At 50.2% G+C, this 15,967-nt stretch carries 17 protein-coding genes; 9 read left to right on the forward strand and 8 right to left on the reverse strand.

What is annotated here, in order from left to right; translation table 11 throughout:
• The first annotated feature begins 42 nt into the window (after positions 1 to 42).
• A complete protein-coding gene (locus HMPREF0650_RS11475) occupies positions 43 to 3,006 on the forward strand; it encodes a TonB-dependent receptor (RefSeq protein WP_004350977.1) in 2,964 nt (987 codons plus the stop codon).
• A gap of 146 nt (positions 3,007 to 3,152) precedes the next feature.
• Here the strand turns inward: HMPREF0650_RS11475 and purN are convergent, their stop codons facing one another.
• From purN to HMPREF0650_RS11495, 4 genes are all read right to left on the reverse strand, one after another.
• Entirely contained in the window at positions 3,153 to 3,788 is a 636-nt protein-coding gene (gene purN, locus HMPREF0650_RS11480; protein ID WP_004350978.1) for a phosphoribosylglycinamide formyltransferase, read from the reverse strand.
• A gap of 59 nt (positions 3,789 to 3,847) precedes the next feature.
• Positions 3,848 to 4,327, reverse strand: coding sequence for an Hsp15 family ribosome-associated heat shock protein (locus HMPREF0650_RS11485; RefSeq protein WP_004350981.1), 480 nt, complete (start codon positions 4,325 to 4,327; stop codon positions 3,848 to 3,850).
• A gap of 86 nt (positions 4,328 to 4,413) precedes the next feature.
• On the reverse strand, positions 4,414 to 4,998 hold the full coding sequence (gene pth / locus HMPREF0650_RS11490) for an aminoacyl-tRNA hydrolase (protein ID WP_004350983.1): 585 nt from the start codon (positions 4,996 to 4,998) through the stop codon (positions 4,414 to 4,416).
• A 31-nt stretch (positions 4,999 to 5,029) separates the two neighbouring features.
• Positions 5,030 to 5,683: a 50S ribosomal protein L25/general stress protein Ctc gene (locus tag HMPREF0650_RS11495; RefSeq protein ID WP_004350985.1), complete on the reverse strand. Its 654-nt coding sequence runs from the start codon at positions 5,681 to 5,683 to the stop codon at positions 5,030 to 5,032.
• Between the two features lie 304 nt (positions 5,684 to 5,987).
• Between HMPREF0650_RS11495 and nusB the strand changes: the two genes are divergently transcribed.
• The 6 genes from nusB to HMPREF0650_RS11525 all read left to right on the forward strand — a co-directional run bounded on the left by nusB (position 5,988) and on the right by HMPREF0650_RS11525 (position 10,292).
• Positions 5,988 to 6,989: a transcription antitermination factor NusB gene (nusB, locus tag HMPREF0650_RS11500; RefSeq protein WP_004350986.1), complete on the forward strand. Its 1,002-nt coding sequence runs from the start codon at positions 5,988 to 5,990 to the stop codon at positions 6,987 to 6,989.
• 46 nt (positions 6,990 to 7,035) lie between these two features.
• Complete coding sequence (gene yajC / locus HMPREF0650_RS11505; protein ID WP_004350988.1) at positions 7,036 to 7,353, forward strand: preprotein translocase subunit YajC; 318 nt, start codon at positions 7,036 to 7,038, stop codon at positions 7,351 to 7,353.
• Between the two features lie 12 nt (positions 7,354 to 7,365).
• Positions 7,366 to 8,349 (forward strand): CdaR family protein, encoded by a 984-nt coding sequence (locus tag HMPREF0650_RS11510; protein ID WP_004350990.1) that lies wholly within the window; start codon positions 7,366 to 7,368, stop codon positions 8,347 to 8,349.
• Between the two features lie 23 nt (positions 8,350 to 8,372).
• Positions 8,373 to 8,963: a dephospho-CoA kinase gene (gene coaE, locus HMPREF0650_RS11515; protein WP_004350991.1), complete on the forward strand. Its 591-nt coding sequence runs from the start codon at positions 8,373 to 8,375 to the stop codon at positions 8,961 to 8,963.
• A gap of 66 nt (positions 8,964 to 9,029) precedes the next feature.
• Positions 9,030 to 9,467, forward strand: coding sequence for a DUF5606 family protein (locus HMPREF0650_RS11520; protein ID WP_004350993.1), 438 nt, complete (start codon positions 9,030 to 9,032; stop codon positions 9,465 to 9,467).
• A 201-nt stretch (positions 9,468 to 9,668) separates the two neighbouring features.
• Positions 9,669 to 10,292 (forward strand): DUF4840 domain-containing protein, encoded by a 624-nt coding sequence (locus tag HMPREF0650_RS11525; RefSeq protein WP_162013139.1) that lies wholly within the window; start codon positions 9,669 to 9,671, stop codon positions 10,290 to 10,292.
• A 149-nt stretch (positions 10,293 to 10,441) separates the two neighbouring features.
• On the opposite strand, the gene HMPREF0650_RS11530 is transcribed toward HMPREF0650_RS11525, so the two are convergent.
• Both HMPREF0650_RS11530 and HMPREF0650_RS13290 read right to left on the reverse strand, forming a co-directional pair.
• Positions 10,442 to 11,719, reverse strand: a complete 1,278-nt coding sequence (locus tag HMPREF0650_RS11530) for an O-acetylhomoserine aminocarboxypropyltransferase/cysteine synthase family protein (RefSeq protein WP_004350997.1) — start codon at positions 11,717 to 11,719, stop codon at positions 10,442 to 10,444.
• Positions 11,610 to 12,029 (reverse strand): hypothetical protein, encoded by a 420-nt coding sequence (locus tag HMPREF0650_RS13290; RefSeq protein ID WP_162013140.1) that lies wholly within the window; start codon positions 12,027 to 12,029, stop codon positions 11,610 to 11,612. Before HMPREF0650_RS13290 ends, HMPREF0650_RS11530 begins: the two co-directional genes overlap by 110 nt.
• A gap of 95 nt (positions 12,030 to 12,124) precedes the next feature.
• Here HMPREF0650_RS13290 and HMPREF0650_RS11540 point away from each other — a divergent pair, with 95 nt between their 5' ends.
• Both HMPREF0650_RS11540 and HMPREF0650_RS11545 read left to right on the forward strand, forming a co-directional pair.
• On the forward strand, positions 12,125 to 12,559 hold the full coding sequence (locus HMPREF0650_RS11540; protein ID WP_040563326.1) for a D-Ala-D-Ala carboxypeptidase family metallohydrolase: 435 nt from the start codon (positions 12,125 to 12,127) through the stop codon (positions 12,557 to 12,559).
• A 193-nt stretch (positions 12,560 to 12,752) separates the two neighbouring features.
• Entirely contained in the window at positions 12,753 to 13,682 is a 930-nt protein-coding gene (locus tag HMPREF0650_RS11545; protein WP_004350999.1) for a calcium/sodium antiporter, read from the forward strand.
• 60 nt (positions 13,683 to 13,742) lie between these two features.
• Here HMPREF0650_RS11545 and HMPREF0650_RS11550 read toward each other — a convergent pair whose 3' ends face one another.
• Complete coding sequence (locus HMPREF0650_RS11550; RefSeq protein ID WP_004351001.1) at positions 13,743 to 14,753, reverse strand: hypothetical protein; 1,011 nt, start codon at positions 14,751 to 14,753, stop codon at positions 13,743 to 13,745.
• Positions 14,754 to 15,000: 247 nt separating this feature from the next.
• Positions 15,001 to 15,393, reverse strand: coding sequence for a hypothetical protein (locus HMPREF0650_RS11555; RefSeq protein ID WP_004351003.1), 393 nt, complete (start codon positions 15,391 to 15,393; stop codon positions 15,001 to 15,003).
• Between the last annotated feature and the right edge of the window lie 574 nt (positions 15,394 to 15,967).

The following is a 15,967-nucleotide window of genomic DNA, read 5'->3' on the forward strand; positions in this document are numbered from 1 at the left end:
ATATAATAAGGTATCTCGGCCCTGGAAACTACAACAAGGTCGATGAGAAAGGTAAAAGAAACTAAACAGATGAAGCGAAAACTCCTCACCCTGCTGGCATTGATGATGATGTCAATGGCCGCATGGACACAAGAACGACAGATTACAGGAACACTGGTAGACAAAGAGACCAACGAGCCGATGACGCATGCCACAGTACAGTTGTTGAAAACAGACAGCACGTTTGTCACCGGAGCCGTATCTAACAAGCATGGCGCCTACACCTTGAAGGCTCCCGCCAACGGCAGGTACCTGCTCAAGCTGTCGAGCATTGGCTACATCACCAGTTTCCAAAACATCCACATAACGAAGAACGAGTCTGTGAAGGTGGGACAAACGGCGATGCGCCCCGATGCCGTGATGCTGAAAGAGGCGCAGGTCACGGGACAAGCCATGAAGGTAGTGGTGAAGAAAGACACCTTCATCTACAACGCCTCGGCTTACCGCACGCCGGAAGGGTCGGTGGCCGAAGAACTGGTGAGACGCATTCCGGGCGCACAGGTAGACGACGATGGGAAGATTACCATCAATGGCAAGGAGGTGAAAAAGATTAAGGTGGACGGCAAGGAGTTCATGGTTGGCGACACCAAAACGGCCATGAAGAACCTGCCCGCCAACGCGATAGAAAAGATAAGGGCGTACGATGAGAAGAGCGACCTGGCACGCGTGACGGGCATTGATGATGGCAACGAGGAGACGGTGCTCGACTTTGGTTTGAAACGCGGCATGAACAAAGGAATGATTAGCAACGTCGACCTGGCCGTGGGAACCAAAGACCGCTATGCCGAACGCCTCATGGCGGCTTATTTTAAAGACGGTCTGCGTATCATGACCTTTGGCAACGCCAACAACACCAACGACATGGGATTTGGGCGAAGGGGTGGCTTTAGAAGAGGAAGAAACGGACTGAACGCCAACAAAATGGTGGGGCTGAACCTGAACTACGAAAAGAAAGACACGCTGAAAATAGACGGAAGCGTGCGCTGGAACCACTCAGACAGTGACATCGGCACGAAAAGATCGACAGAGAACTTCGTCAGTCGTGTGGGCTCGTTCTCCAACAGCGTCAACCAGCAATATGGACGAAACAACAGCTGGAATGCTAACATGCGAGTGGAATGGACGCCCGACACGCTGACCAACATCATGTTTCGCCCCAGTTTGAGTTATTCTACCAACGACGGGCGCAGCTGGAACCAGTCGGCATCGTATAACGAAGACCCGTTTCTACATGCCAGCGACCCATTGGCAGCCGAATCGTTGGCCCAGATGGCGGCCGACAGTGTGGTGGTGAACAGGCGCGATCACAATGGCATCAGCTACGGTGAGAACAAACGTTTCGGCGGGATGCTGCAACTGAACAGACGATTGGGAAACAAAGGTCGCAACGTCACCTTGAGGGCCGGCGCCCACTATAACGAGAGCGAAAACAACAACCTCACGATGAGCAACGTGCATTTATATAAGGTGAAAAATGCGCTGGGCAACGACTCAACCTACCAAACCAACCGCTACAATCTCACCCCGTCTAAGAACTGGAACTACAGTGTGCAGGCTACTTACAGCGAACCCCTGTGGAAGGCCACATTTTTGCAACTGAGCTACAAGTTCAACTACAGCTACAGCAAGAGCGACCGCTCTACCTACGACTTCAGCAACTTGGGCGAGGACTTCTTCGCCGGCCTCAGTCCTGTGTACCGCAACTGGAACAGTTATCTGAGTAGATTGGAACACCCCTACGAGACGTATCTGGACGAAGAGCTGAGTAGGTTCTCGCAATACCAAAATTATACGCACGAGGTGAACCTGGGTTTCCGCATGATTCGCACCAAGTACGACTTCAACGTGGGACTGATGGTACAGCCGCAGAAGTCGAAATTCATCCAACGTTATCAAGGAGTGGATGCTGACACAACCCGCACCGTGACCAACATGACCCCCACCCTGGACTTCCGTTACCGCTTCTCGGACGTGAGCAACCTGCGCATCAACTACCGAGGCTACACCACGCAACCGGGTATCGCAGAACTATTGGACATTTATGACGACAGCGACCCCTTGAACATATCCAGGGGAAACCCAGGACTGAAACCATCGTTCACAAACAACTTCCGCCTGTTTTACAACAATTACATCAAAAGCCATCAGCAAGGCATCATGGGCTATCTGCACTATGGCAACACGCGCAACAGTATTAGCCGCAAGGTGACCTACGATGAGAAAACGGGTGGAAGAACAACGCGGCCAGAAAACATCAACGGCAACTGGAATGTCAATGGCGGACTGATGTACAACTGCTCGATTGACACTGCGGGGGTGTGGAACATCAACACGTGGACTTCTCTGGGATACAACAACCGTGTGGGGTACATCAGCCTCAACCGCAAAGCCGACTCGCAGAAGAACACTACACGGTCGCTATCGGTTAACGAGCGTCTGGGGATGAGCTTCCGCAACGAATGGCTGGAAGTAGAGCTGAATGGATCGGTGAACTATGACCACTCGCGCAACCAACTGCAAAAACAAAGCAACCTGGACACATGGCGCTTTTCCTACGGTATCAACGTGAACTTGACGGCTCCGTGGGGAACCAGTCTGTCGACCGACTTGCATGAGAACAGTCGACGTGGCTACAACGACCAGGCTATGAACACCAACGAGCTGGTTTGGAACGTGCAGTTGTCGCAGAGTCTGCTCAAACAGCGCAACCTCACGCTGTCGTTGCAGTTCTACGACATCCTGAACAATCAGAGCAACTTCAGCAGGTCCATTGATGCCATGCGGCGCAGCGACACCGAATACAACAGCATCAACAGCTATGCCATGCTGCACGTGATTTATCGATTGAACATCTTTGGCGGCCGCCAAGCACGTCAAGGCATGCGTGAAAGAGCTGGTGCCTTTGGTGGTCGTCAACGCTACGGCGGCCGTGGCAACCAAGGCGGTCATGGCGGCAGACACTGGTAGAGATTAGTGTTGCCAATCAAGTTAATGGGAGGTAACGGGAGTTAATGGGGAGTAAATAGAAGTTAACGGACAATAGCGTTGCCAAAGAAGTGAATTATTTGCAAAGCTAATGTCCGTTAACTCCTGGTAACTACAAGATACTCCTGCTAACTCCCACTAATTCTATTCTCTTCCAAGAATTCCCGAACAACTTGCTCAATCACTTGCGGGAAATGCTTCATCTCCAGTTGGTGCTCTTTCTCCGCAATATCGTCGACACTGTCGGATGGGAGTAGTGGCGTGCGGAACTGAGCGATGATCTCTCCGCCATCGCATACCGAACTGACCCAATGAACGGTGAAACCTGTCTCGGTTTCGCCCGCGGCCTTCACCGCTTCGTGCACATGGTGTCCGTACATGCCCTTGCCGCCAAACTTGGGCAGCAAAGCGGGATGCAGGTTAATCATGCGCCGGTGGTAAGACTGGATGAGATAATCGGGAATCATCAGCAAGAACCCAGCCAACACAATGAAATCGATATGATGCTCATCGAGTATCTTCAGCACCTCGTCAGCCTTGCCGAACTCGGCCTTGGAGACGACAACGGTAGGAACGTTCAGTCTTTCGGCTCGCACCAAGGCGTAGGCATCTGACTTATTGCTCAACACCAGCGCGACATGCACCAGCAGTGAATCTTGAAAATAGCGTATGATGTTCTCGCAGTTGGTTCCGCTGCCGGAAACAAAGATGGCAACGTTACAGGGTTGCCGTTTGGATGCTGTGGTGGTGGTTGGTTTGGTCATAGTGATTATTGGGATTATTAGGCCAATTGGGCTTATTAGCCTTATTAGGCCTATTAGCCTTATTGTTGGTTGTCATCATCTTCTTCATCCCACTCATCCTCTTCATCCCATCCAAAGAGAGCCGGACGGACGAAGGCATCCATGCTGCGACGGTCTTTCTTCGTGGGGCGACCGGTTCCACGGGCACGGTCTACAAATCCACTGATGCGGCTCATCTCCAACAGTTCGTACTGCTTGGCATCGGTGACATTCTCGTATATCTGTGGAATGAACTTAGCCCCCACCCGCTGTTCGATGGTCTTAATCACCTTGAACGAATAGGTGATGGGCGGTTTCTTGACATCAATCGTTTCGCCGGGCTTGATGACATGACTTGGCTTCACGTTCACCCCATTGACGCTCACACGATTGTTCTTGCAAGCATCAGCAGCCAGTGTGCGGGTCTTGAAGATGCGAGCCGCCCAGAGCCACTTGTCAATGCGCGCCGATCCGGTGTCCTTGACACGAAGGTTGGTAGTGGTGGAGGTGGTTTCTGTCATAGTGATTATTGGGCAAATTAGGCCAATTAGGCAAATTAGGCTTATTAGGCCAATTAGGCCTATTGGGCTTATTGGCCTTATTAGCCTTATTGCCCCCCTTTCTTTTTCCCCTGTTGGTTGAACTGGTTCATGGTGATGTCGATGCCAGCCAGGACAAAGCTCTTGATGATTTCCACCGCCGTGTCGATGGCGGGCTGAAGAACCTGCATGTCCGTCTCATCATAGTGCCCGAGCACCCAGTCTACCTGTCCGCCACGCGGATACTCGTTGCCAATGCCCATGCGCAGACGGGGATAGTTCTGCCCGATGAGCTGCTGGATGTGTCCCAGTCCGTTGTGCCCGCCATTGCTGCCACTACCTTTGAGGCGGAACTCGCCTAAGGGCAAGGCCACATCATCTGAAACCACGAGCAAGCGGCGCTGATCAATGTTTTCCTTGTTGAGCCAATAGCGCACGGCATTACCGCTGAGGTTCATAAACGTAGTGGGCTTGAGCAAGATGATTTTGCGACCCTTCAGACTGGTTTCCGCCACGAAGCCATAACGCTTATCCTCAAAAACGATATTGGACGCCTTGGCAAAAGCGTCCAATACCATAAATCCAGTGTTGTGGCGGGTTCCCGCATATTCAGCACCTGGGTTTCCCAGACCACAAATCAAGTATTTGTCCATTGATTAAACTATCGTGACTATCACGGGCTGATTAAGCCTCTGCTGGTGCAGCTTCGCCTTCACCTTCGCCCTCAGCGGCTGCCTCGCCCTCTTCCTCTGTTTCTTCGCCAGTAGACAAGTTAGCGGCACGTGTCATCTTGATAGAGCATACCACGACATCCTTCGATGTAGCCATTTCCAGTCCTTCAAAATTCAGCTGACCCACCTTGATGCTCTTGCCGATTTTCAAGTTGGTAACGTCGATGTCCAGATGTTCTGGAATACGCTGGTAAGGAGCGGTAACGTTCACCTTGCGGATAGACAGGTTCATGCGTCCACCATCGCGTACACCCTGTGCCAATCCAACCAACTTCACCGGAATACCGATGGTGATAGGCTTCTGGTCGTTCACAGCGTAGAAGTCAACGTGGAGCAGTGCGTCCGTCACAGGATGGAACTGCAGTTCTTTCAAGATGGCGGTATGACTTTCGCCATCAATGTTGAGGTTGATGACATAGATATGCGGTGTGTACACCACCTTGCGCAACTCTGACATGGGAGCTGCGAAAGCCAATGCTTCCGGTTTGCCGTCAGCCTGTGCTGCACCGTAAATGTTACAGGGCACATAACCCTCTTTTCTCAATTGCTTAGAAGCTTTCTTTCCAAGGTCTTCACGCTTCTTACCTGATACATTAATCTCTTTCATAATGTGTTACTCTAAATTAAGTTGTTGAACTTTCATTGCCTTAATTCGCCATCACACAGAGACGCAGGACTCTCCTGCTTGGCCGATGCCGCTAGTAAGAGCAAAGGTGGAGCATGGCTCCTCTCCCCTACTTTTACGACATGCGTCGGCGTCACTGATGCGCTCAAAAAAGCGCTGCAAAGTTACTTGAATTATCTGAGATATGCAAAGTTTCTGTAAAAAATTGCTATTATCAAGAAAGATTGCTTGCAAGTCATGTAAAAAAAGGCTACATTTGCATGATAAAAATAGAAAGAACACAAGGATGATCAATCGTGAAATAATCAGGACCAAGATAGTCCAGTTAACCTACGCATACTATCAGAATGGCAATCACAACATGGATAACGCTGAGAAAGAGTTGCTTTTCTGCCTCTCCAAAGCATACCATTTGTACATCTATCTGCTCCAACTCATCGTGGCCATCTCGCGTGAAGAGCGACACAGAGTGGAAATCAACACGCAGAAGGCCGAAAGGGAAGGAACGGAGATGCCTTCACAAAAGTTCGCCTTCAACAAGTTCGCCGTTCAACTGGAAGAGAACAAGATGCTCAACGACTTCATTGAAGAACAGAAACTAACCTGGGATGATGACGTTGAGTTCATAAGAAAGATATGCAACCAGATTGAGCAGTCGGAAACCTACCAAGCATACATGTCCGACACGGACGACAGTTATGAGGCCGACCGCGAGGTATGGCGCAAGCTGTACAAACAGCTCATTCAGGATAATCCCGAATTGGATGCCCTGCTCGAGGAGAAGAGCCTCTACTGGAACGATGACAAAGAGGTGGTAGACACTTTCGTGCTGAAAACCATCAGGCGGTTCGACCAGGCCAACAAGGCCGACCAGGAAATCTTGCCCGAATACAAGGACGAGGAAGACCGCGACTTCGCCACCAAACTCTTCCGTGCCACCATCCTCAATGCCGACACCTACCAGCTGTACATGAGCGAAACCAGCCGCAACTGGGACTTCTCACGGTTGGCCTACATGGACGTGGTCATCATGCAGATTGCCATCGCCGAGATGCTCACGTTCCCGAACATCCCCGTCTCGGTGACGATATACGAATACGTCAACCAGGCCAAGCGCTACAGCACTACGAAGAGCGGCGGATATATCAACGGCATGCTCGACTCCATCGCTCGTCACCTTATTTCAACAGGCAAAATGCTCAAACCCATGCCTGAACCTAAGCAGCGCCGGTCTGCCAAGAGAGAGAAAACTCCTGATACAGAGCAACCGACCGAAGGACAAGAATAGACAAAATAGAAATACAAATACGAATTAATTAATCAATCAATCAAATATGACAACACTATTATTAGCTGCACAAGCAGCAGGCGGCGGAACAAGCATGCTCATCCTCATGGTGGCCATGCTGGCTATCATGTGGCTGTTCATGATTCGTCCACAACAAAAGAAACAAAAGGAGATACGCAACTTCCAAAACGCTTTGCAGGAAGGCTCAAAGGTAATCATCAACGGCGGCATCTACGGCACCGTGAAGCGCATCGACCTCACTACAAACAAGGTGGACGTGGAAATCGCGCGCGGCGTCACCGTACAGGTTGACCGCAACTTCCTTTATGCCGACGCGGCTTCGCAGAACACAACCAACGCTTAACCGCAATCGCACATGCTCAAGCAGCTCAAGCGTATCACCGCACCCATCAGGAATTTCTTGCTCGACTTGGTATCCAAGCGATTCCTGGTGTTTTTGTTTTTCCTATTTCTCAGTGCGGCGTTTTGGCTCTCCATGACGCTCGATGAGATGTACGAAAAGGAGATTCCCGTGCCCATACGCTTGGTCAACGTGCCCAAAAACATCATCATCACCACCAACATGCCCGACACCGTCATCATGACGGTACGCGACAAAGGATTTGCCTTCATGAGCGACTTTACGGGCAGACGGTTACGACCCATCAACCTCAACTTTTCTACCTACGCCAACGAAAGTGCAGGTAGAGGAAGTGTACCCCTGGCCGACGTGCAGAACATCTTGTACCAACGCCTGGCCACTTCTTCCAGAATCACCGCACTGAAGCCCGACCAGCTGAGATTCTTCTTCAATTTCGGACAGTCGAAAACCCTGCCAGTACGCATGAACGGTACCATGACACCCGCCAAGAACTACTACCTGGCGCGCGTGAGCTTCTGGCCCGAAAAGGTGACGGTGTATGCGCAGCAAAGCAAACTGGACAGCCTGACATACATCCTGACCGAGAAACTGAACATCACCAATTTCACGGACACACTGATTCGAAAGGTCAACTTGCAGAAAATCATTGGCGTAAAGACGGTCCCGGAGCAGGTAAAGATTGGGCTCTTCCCCGACATCCTCACCGAAGAGAGTATCGAGGTGCCCATCAAGGCCATCAACATGCCAAAAGGTAAAACCCTGCGCACCTTCCCAACCAAGGTAAAGGTGCTGTTCAACATCGGTGTCACGGCATTCAGGAAAATCAATGAAAAACAATTCGAGGTGGTGGTCGACTACAACGAGCTGCAGGCAAACCCATCGGACAAATGTGCCTTGCACCTGAAAACCGTTCCCGCTGAGGTACGACAAGCGCGGTTGGAAATGAGCCAGGTGGATTATCTCGTAGAACAACAATAACCACCCATGCAACCAACGGTGCGATGAACAACAAGAAAAGTATTGTCGCCCTCACGGGTGGCATCGGGTCGGGCAAGAGTTTTGTCTGCCAATTGCTCAGGCAGCACGGCATTATCGTCTACGACTGTGATGAAGCGGCCAAACGGCTCATGCGAGAAGATAGTCAGCTGCGGCAACAACTCATACAACTGGTGGGACCGGATGTGTACGAGGGAACGGATCTTCAGAAGTCGGTGCTCGCCCAGTTCCTGTTGGCATCAGAGACCAACAAGCAAGCGGTTAACGACATCGTTCACCCCGCTGTAGCTATCGACTTTCTACAATCGCCGTTGTGGTGGGTTGAGAGTGCCATCTTGTTTGACGCTCATTTCGACCGCCGCATCAAGCCCGACATGGTGATATGCGTCACGGCACCATTGCAGATTCGTGTGGAACGCATCATGCTTCGTGATGCTATCAGCCGCGAAAAGGCCACGGCGTGGATCAGCAGTCAGATGTCACAAGACGAGATGGTCCGACTGAGCGATGTGGAAATCATCAACGATGGAAAAGCTAATTTACCCCAACAAATAGAGAAAATTTTAGAACTACTGCACCGCAACCACATCCTATAATATAAGGTGTACAGGGTTGCGGGGTGGTACATGTATCATCTATCAAACGAAAATTAACGAATAACAATGGAAACAATTCTTTCAATCGCAGGTAAGCCAGGACTTTATAAATTGGTATCACGCGGAAAAATGAACCTCATCGTCGAATCGCTCGACGAAACACATCGCCGCATGCCGGCCTTCTTCACCGACAGGGTTACCAATCTGGGCGACATCGCCATGTACACCGACGCCGACGACGTACCACTGTGGCAGGTGCTCAAGAGCGTGGGCGAACAGGAGCAAAACAAGTTGGTTTCGTTCAACTATAAGAAAGCCGACAGCAAACAACTGCGCGAATATTTCGCCAAGGTGCTGCCGTCATTCGATCAGGATCGCGTTCACGACAGCGACATCAGGAAACTGTTGCAGTGGTACGACATCCTTGTGAAGAACGACATGACCGACTTTGAGACCATTTTCTCACCCGAAAAGAAAGAAAACAACGAGGAAGTAACCGAATAAAGGTAGGGGCGTGATTTATCACGTTCCGCTTTTTATGGAACGATGTTTTGTTTGCGTTATTTAACATTTGTTCATGCAATGTTTACGTTGGTCGATTGTTTATTTTTCAGAAGTAACGCACACTTGTCATTCATACGGTCAATACATGGGTTGCTTTGCTGACAAACAATGATAATTCTAACAAACAAGAAAATGAAGAAAATGAAGAAAAATGTAGGGATGACATGGCTGTTAGCGGCATGTCTTACCCTGGGTGCAACCTCGTTAACCTCTTGTCTTGGCTCCAATGAAGACAACCAAGTGAAGATTACGAAAGAAGAGGTACAGCTGGCATTTGCCAAGGTGAAGGGTAAGCATACCGGCAAACTGATTTATCCGCAGCGTGAGATGAAGAGTGCCACTGACCGCACTGACACGCTGGACATCTCGTGGACGCTGACAACAGACAGTACGATGGTCATCCACAACTTCCCAGCGAAAGCCTTGGCGGAGAACGTGACCAACACCGATTTGCGGAAACTACTGCTCACGGCACCCGACCAAGATTTGAAGTGCAACATCGGCTTCTATAGCGTGTCGCCCGTAGCCTTTGTCATACAGCCCACCCGACTGACCTACCAGTTGGATGACAATGGGGTGAGCAAGAAATATGAAGTGGCATTCTATTACAACATCCCCGGTTCGATCGGTGTTTACAATGAGAAGGAGGGACAGGCAAATATGATTATGCAGATTGTGCAGGCTGTCATCCTCGAACAAGGACAGGAGAAGGAGGTATTCCGGCAAGGCATTCCTTTGATTTTATCCGAGAAGAAAAAGAAGTAAAAATATTCCCTGGGCCCGCAAGGCACCCAGGGAATATTTTTTTTAATAGGTTTTCCCTAGATTTCTAGGTTTCCTAGATTCCCTAGAACCCCTAAATTTCCTAGGATCCCTAGATTCCCTAGAACCCCTAGGATTCCTAGGATTATTTTTTATCCTAGACTTTGCTTGATATCATCCAACAAATCGTCCACGTCCTCGATGCCCACAGAGAGGCGAATGAGGGTGGGGTCGATGCCTGCCGCGCGCAACTGCTCGTCACTCAGCTGGCGATGGGTGTGGCTGGCGGGATGCAGCACGCAGGTACGACTGTCGGCCACGTGGGTGGCGATGTTGATGAGGCGCAGCGAGTCCATGAACTTCACGGCCGTCTCGCGGTCACCCTTCAGGCCGAAGGCAATCACGCCACACGACCCGCCCGGCAAGTATTTCTGTCCCAAGGCGTAATGCTGGTCGCTCTTCAGTCCGCAGTAGTGAACCCATGCCACGCGCTCATCTGCCTCAAGGAACTCGGCAATGCGTTGAGCGTTCTGACAGTGACGGGCCATGCGCAGGTGCAACGTCTCCAGACCTAAGTTGAGCAAGAAGGCGTTCTGCGGCGACGGAATGGAGCCAAGGTCGCGCATGAGCTGTGCCACCAGCTTGGTGAGGTAGCCCATCTTGCCGAAATCCTTTGCATACGTCAGTCCGTGGTACGAGTCATCGGGCAGACACAGTCCGGCGAACTTGTCAGCATGCGCCATCCAGTCGAAGTTGCCGCTGTCCACAACTACTCCTCCTACAGCGGCCGCATGTCCGTCCATGTACTTGGTGGTAGAATGGGTCACGATGTCAGCTCCCCACTCGAAAGGCCTACAGTTGATGGGTGTGGCAAAGGTGTTGTCCACGATGAGGGGCACGCCGTTGCGGTGGGCGATGCGCGCAAACTTCTCGATATCCAGCACGCGGCATCCTGGGTTAGAGATGGTCTCGCCGAACATGGCGCGCGTGTTGGGGCGGAAAGCCTTCTGTATCTCCTCTTCCGATGCGTCCTGGTCTACAAAGGTACAGTCGATGCCCAGTTTCTTCATCGTCACGCCAAAGAGGTTGAACGTGCCGCCGTAGATCTCGGTAGAGGCCACGATGTGCGACCCAGCCTCGCAGATATTAAACACAGCGTAGAAGTTGGCGGCCTGTCCGCTGGAAGTGAGCATGGCACCCACGCCTCCTTCAAGCGCTGCTATCTTCTGTGCCACAGCGTCGTTGGTGGGGTTGGCCAAACGGGTATAGAAGTAGCCTGATTTCTTCAGGTCGAAGAGCTGTGCCATCTCCTCTGTGTTGTCATATTTGAAAGTGGTACTCTGATAAATAGGGGGTTGAACGGGTTCTCCGTTTTGTGGCTTCCATCCTCCACGGATGCAGAGGGTTGCCGGTTTCAATTTCTTTTCCATAACGTCTCTTTGTTGATTGATTTGTAAAAATAGAACGTGCCTCAACAAAGAAAAAAAACTTTCCCCTGCATTCAGCTGTCTCTAATTTTGGTGCAAAATTAATATATTTTTTTGGCATGGAGCAAAAACAAACCACAAAACCATTCGCCACCCCTCCCCCATTCCCCGCCATGCCCAGGTGAAGCCTCGCCAGCGCAAGAAGCTGGCACACAATCGCAAACAACTCAAGTTGGATGCTTATGTGGAAGTCGCCATCAGCAAGCCCAATCCATTTTGCTCCTTCGAAACCTATTGCTTGGATTCGACCCACTGCAATGCTTTTTCTACCTTTGACCCTCGGAGAGATGAGCGAAGGTAGGCAACAACCGCACGCTGTACTCTCATTCACTAAAAATAATTTTTATCATGAAAACACACATGCTTAGCGAGCATTTCTCGCTACGAGAGTTCACAGCTTCGGCAACGGCCGAAAAGTATCACATCAACAACACGCCCGATGCCCAAGCCTTGGAGAACATGCGCGTGCTGTGCCGCGAGGTCCTCGATCCTTTGCGCCACCGCTTCGGCCCCATCTACATCAACAGCGGCTATCGGTGCGAACTGCTCAACAACCTGCTGCACGGCGTGGGAAACTCGCAACATCTTTTCGGTGAGGCGGCCGACATCCGCCTGCCTAATGAACAGGCGGGACAGGCGTACTTCGACTTCATCCTGCTGCACTGTCCCTTCGACCAACTGCTCTTTGAGTACAGTCGATTTGGGCGCATCTGGCTCCACGTAAGCTGCAAGCGTCATCCTGGAGAGAACCGCAGAATGGCCCGAAGGCGATACCAGGTTTAACGCCTGGAAACCATTCTTCTTCTGATTTGTTCAACCACATATATAATAAGGTGTATTTTGCAAAAAACACGGTTTCAACATGATTATGTGAAAAGAATCCTGTATTTTTGCATAAGATAGGCATCGCCTCAACAAAGAAAACAAGTTTCCTTCGTTTTCGGCTTGCACTATCTTTGCAACAAATACAAAGATTATGTGGTTGAACATTTTATGGATGATTGCCGGCATCGCCCTCGTGTTATGGGGTGCCGACCGGTTGACTGACGGTGCCGTTGCCATTGCAGAACGCATGCACATGTCGCAAATAGTAATTGGACTGACGATTGTGGCCATGGGAACCTCCATGCCCGAGTTTTTTGTCAGTCTGCTATCCGCCTTGAAGTCCACGCCCGACATGGCGGTGGGCAACGTCTTGGGATCTAACATTTTCAATTCCCTGCTCATCGTGGGTTGTGCCGCCTTGGTGGCACCAATGACCATCCTGAAATCAACGGTGAAGCGGGACATTCCCTTTGCCTTTGTAGCTTCGTGGATGTTGCTGATGCTGTGCCTCGACCGCCATCTCTCGCGCATCGACGCAGGCGTGCTCTTCGCTATGTTCTTGCTGTACATGTATTTCACCCTCAAGGGAGCCAAGCAAGAACCCGATGAGAGCGAGGAGGCGCAAAAGAACTATTCTCTCCCAAAATCTATTTTTTTCCTGCTGTTGGGCTTGGGCTGTCTGGTCTTTGGCAGCAACCTGTTTGTCGATTCGGCCACGGTGATTGCCAAGTCGATGGGCGTGAGCGATGCCGTGATTGGTCTGACCATCATTGCCGGCGGAACCTCGATGCCCGAGCTGGCCACCAGCGTGGTGTCGGCTCGCAAGGGACAGAGCGGCATTGCCATTGGCAACGTGTTGGGTTCTAACGTGTTCAACATCTTGATGATTCTAGGCATCACCGGCCTCATCAGTCCGATGCAGCTCAAGGGTATCACCAACCTCGACTTGTCGATGCTGATTATCTCGATGGTGATGCTCTGGCTGTTCTCGCGCACCAAATACACCATTGCCCGTTGGGAGGGTGCCTTGCTCACCGTGGTGTTCCTGGGCTACATGAGCTACCTGGTGGCAGGAGCCTGAGGCATCGTTGGGCCGTGATTCATCACGTTCCGCAAACCGTTTGGGCGCGATAATTCTTCCCTAAGTAATCATCGAACTGCGCGAGGGGTCCAGCTGGTCGTTGTGCCAGCGGTGGAAGCTCTCGCGCGTCTTTCTGCCCTTGCGCAGCAGAGCCAACAGATGGCATTTGGCATCCGAGATGTCCTTGATGGGCTTGCCCTGCGAATGGCGCAGCATGCGGAACCATTGCAGACAATAGTAGCGGGTGTGGGCGTTGCGATAGACGCACAGCCCCGTGAGCGCTTCCAGACTGCGCATGAAAGCTGCATCGCCAAACAACGCATTGAGGATGCCCTTCTCCACCGCTTCCACATCGGCCGCAGACGCATGGCCGGCAATAGCATGCTCATTAGCCGCCAAAGTCATGTGGTTTGGGCGCTTATCTGTAAGAGATTGAGCATCAACCAACATGCTTTTGCCCGTCGGCTCGCTAACGGGCGTTTGGGAAGCACTTTGAGGCATTGATTGAGCTGCTAATTGTTCTTCCTGTTGCGGTGCAGGTTGCGATTCCGGTTGGGTGACTGGTTGTGATTCCGGTTGACAGGTCTGACGTGCCGGAATCGTTTCCCGATTTTTATTTTTAAAATTTCCGTCGGCGGCGTCGGCTCTTTTTTTCTCCGTCGTCGGATTATTAGTATCATCAGTATTATCAGTATTATTAGTATTATTAGTATTATTAGTATATAAGGGCGACCCTTGATTATCAAGCACTTGCGAGGGGGTAAATTGATTGTTCGTTGAATGTTGAACGAATAATGAATGCTCCAAGTAGGGACAATAAAAGAATTTTTGATCCACGATTTCGAAGATTTTATAGTCGGAAATGATGTGCATCAAATACGTTTTTGACTTACGACAGTCGTGTGCGATGTTTTTCAACGCGGCGAGGTACCCCGTTCCCTTGGGACAGGTGCGCAGGTAGCGCATCAGGGCCAACACGCATCCTTCACCGGTACACCCTTCGATGGCCCGCATCTCCATGTACACGGGTGCCTCGAAAAAATTCAATTCTAATTTAAGATATGCTTTCATGGTAATTAAGAGCCTCTCCCCCAACCCCTCCCCAAAGGGGAGGGGAGTAGATAGACAGGGTTTTTAGTTTATGAGTTTATAAGTTCTTTAGTTTACAAGTTGACGAGTTGACAAGTTAACAAGTTAACGAGTTGATAGCTCAGCTAATCATAAAGTTCAAAGTTCAATGTTCAAATTTCAAAGTAAGTACAGTTCAATGTTTAAATCTCAAAGTTCAAAGTAAGTACAGTTCAAAGTCCAAAGCTAACTACTCCCCTCCCCTTTGGGGAGGGGCCGGGGGAGAGGCTTTTTCTTTGATGAACCTCCCCAGCGGTTCTTCCCCTTGCTCCATCAGGTGGCGGCAGCGGGTGAGGAGCAGCAGATCAGGGTTCTTGCGCTTTCGCACATTATTCATCACCGTGTTAGGTTTGCGCGGCGAGGGCAGGTTGAGCCGCTCGCAAAGAAGGTTGACGGTGGTGCTGAAGTTGAGCACCTGTCCGTGTTCATTGATGGTCAGACCGTCGTACCACATCATGTGGACCAGCTCAACCAAGTCGGACACGGTGCCCAACCACCGCACCTGGCTGCCTTCTGGCAACCTCATCAACCTTTCAAACGTGTTTCTCATGGCATCTTTTGCCTGTTTTTGTGTGATTTCCATTTTTTACTTTACAGTTTATATATATTTGATTATCCTAAGTCAAAAAAAGTTTGCTGTCACCCCTACCCTCCCTTCGTCCATTTACTCTGTGAACCGAACATGATGCATCACGCACCTACGCTGGAGAAATCAGGGATGTGCCTTTCCTCATTTGCAAAGATACTGTCGATTTGCGCAATATTTGTTCCATTTACAGAGTTTAAATAGGCAGAATTATTAAATTGTGTTCAAACCCTTTGTACATGAGGATTTAGCCGCCTATCACTACCAAGCACTTATGTAAAAAGAAGTCATCTGCTTGAATTACAACGGTTTACCTATAAACGAACACCACCATTTGGAACTATTCTTTCCAAAGCATAGTGAATGAAAGTGAAAAACCATTGTCGTAAGCAACAGAAGACGTATGCTACATTGTTTAAGTAACAAACAACTTTTATTTGCTAAAATAAAAACCCTCATCTACAAAAGGGTTAGCACCCTAACAACGAAAATATTAGCAGAAAATCAGGCAAACGCTTATTAAAAATAACTACCTATTTTTTGTTTTAATAATAAAAATATTGTTACATTT

Source organism: Hoylesella buccalis ATCC 35310 (assembly GCF_000177075.1).
Classification (GTDB): domain Bacteria; phylum Bacteroidota; class Bacteroidia; order Bacteroidales; family Bacteroidaceae; genus Prevotella; species Prevotella buccalis.

What these genes read in the sequence shown, in the direction of transcription:
- HMPREF0650_RS11475 (WP_004350977.1), top strand. Translation starts at nt 43, where the DNA reads ATGAGAAAGGTAAAAGAAACTAAACAGATGAAGCGAAAACTCCTCACC.
- purN (WP_004350978.1), bottom strand. Translation starts at nt 3,788, where the DNA reads ATGACCAAACCAACCACCACCACAGCATCCAAACGGCAACCCTGTAAC.
- HMPREF0650_RS11485 (WP_004350981.1), bottom strand. Translation starts at nt 4,327, where the DNA reads ATGACAGAAACCACCTCCACCACTACCAACCTTCGTGTCAAGGACACC.
- pth (WP_004350983.1), bottom strand. Translation starts at nt 4,998, where the DNA reads ATGGACAAATACTTGATTTGTGGTCTGGGAAACCCAGGTGCTGAATAT.
- HMPREF0650_RS11495 (WP_004350985.1), bottom strand. Translation starts at nt 5,683, where the DNA reads ATGAAAGAGATTAATGTATCAGGTAAGAAGCGTGAAGACCTTGGAAAG.
- nusB (WP_004350986.1), top strand. Translation starts at nt 5,988, where the DNA reads ATGATCAATCGTGAAATAATCAGGACCAAGATAGTCCAGTTAACCTAC.
- yajC (WP_004350988.1), top strand. Translation starts at nt 7,036, where the DNA reads ATGACAACACTATTATTAGCTGCACAAGCAGCAGGCGGCGGAACAAGC.
- HMPREF0650_RS11510 (WP_004350990.1), top strand. Translation starts at nt 7,366, where the DNA reads ATGCTCAAGCAGCTCAAGCGTATCACCGCACCCATCAGGAATTTCTTG.
- coaE (WP_004350991.1), top strand. Translation starts at nt 8,373, where the DNA reads ATGAACAACAAGAAAAGTATTGTCGCCCTCACGGGTGGCATCGGGTCG.
- HMPREF0650_RS11520 (WP_004350993.1), top strand. Translation starts at nt 9,030, where the DNA reads ATGGAAACAATTCTTTCAATCGCAGGTAAGCCAGGACTTTATAAATTG.
- HMPREF0650_RS11525 (WP_162013139.1), top strand. Translation starts at nt 9,669, where the DNA reads ATGAAGAAAAATGTAGGGATGACATGGCTGTTAGCGGCATGTCTTACC.
- HMPREF0650_RS11530 (WP_004350997.1), bottom strand. Translation starts at nt 11,719, where the DNA reads ATGGAAAAGAAATTGAAACCGGCAACCCTCTGCATCCGTGGAGGATGG.
- HMPREF0650_RS11540 (WP_040563326.1), top strand. Translation starts at nt 12,125, where the DNA reads ATGAAAACACACATGCTTAGCGAGCATTTCTCGCTACGAGAGTTCACA.
- HMPREF0650_RS11545 (WP_004350999.1), top strand. Translation starts at nt 12,753, where the DNA reads ATGTGGTTGAACATTTTATGGATGATTGCCGGCATCGCCCTCGTGTTA.
- HMPREF0650_RS11550 (WP_004351001.1), bottom strand. Translation starts at nt 14,753, where the DNA reads ATGAAAGCATATCTTAAATTAGAATTGAATTTTTTCGAGGCACCCGTG.
- HMPREF0650_RS11555 (WP_004351003.1), bottom strand. Translation starts at nt 15,393, where the DNA reads ATGGAAATCACACAAAAACAGGCAAAAGATGCCATGAGAAACACGTTT.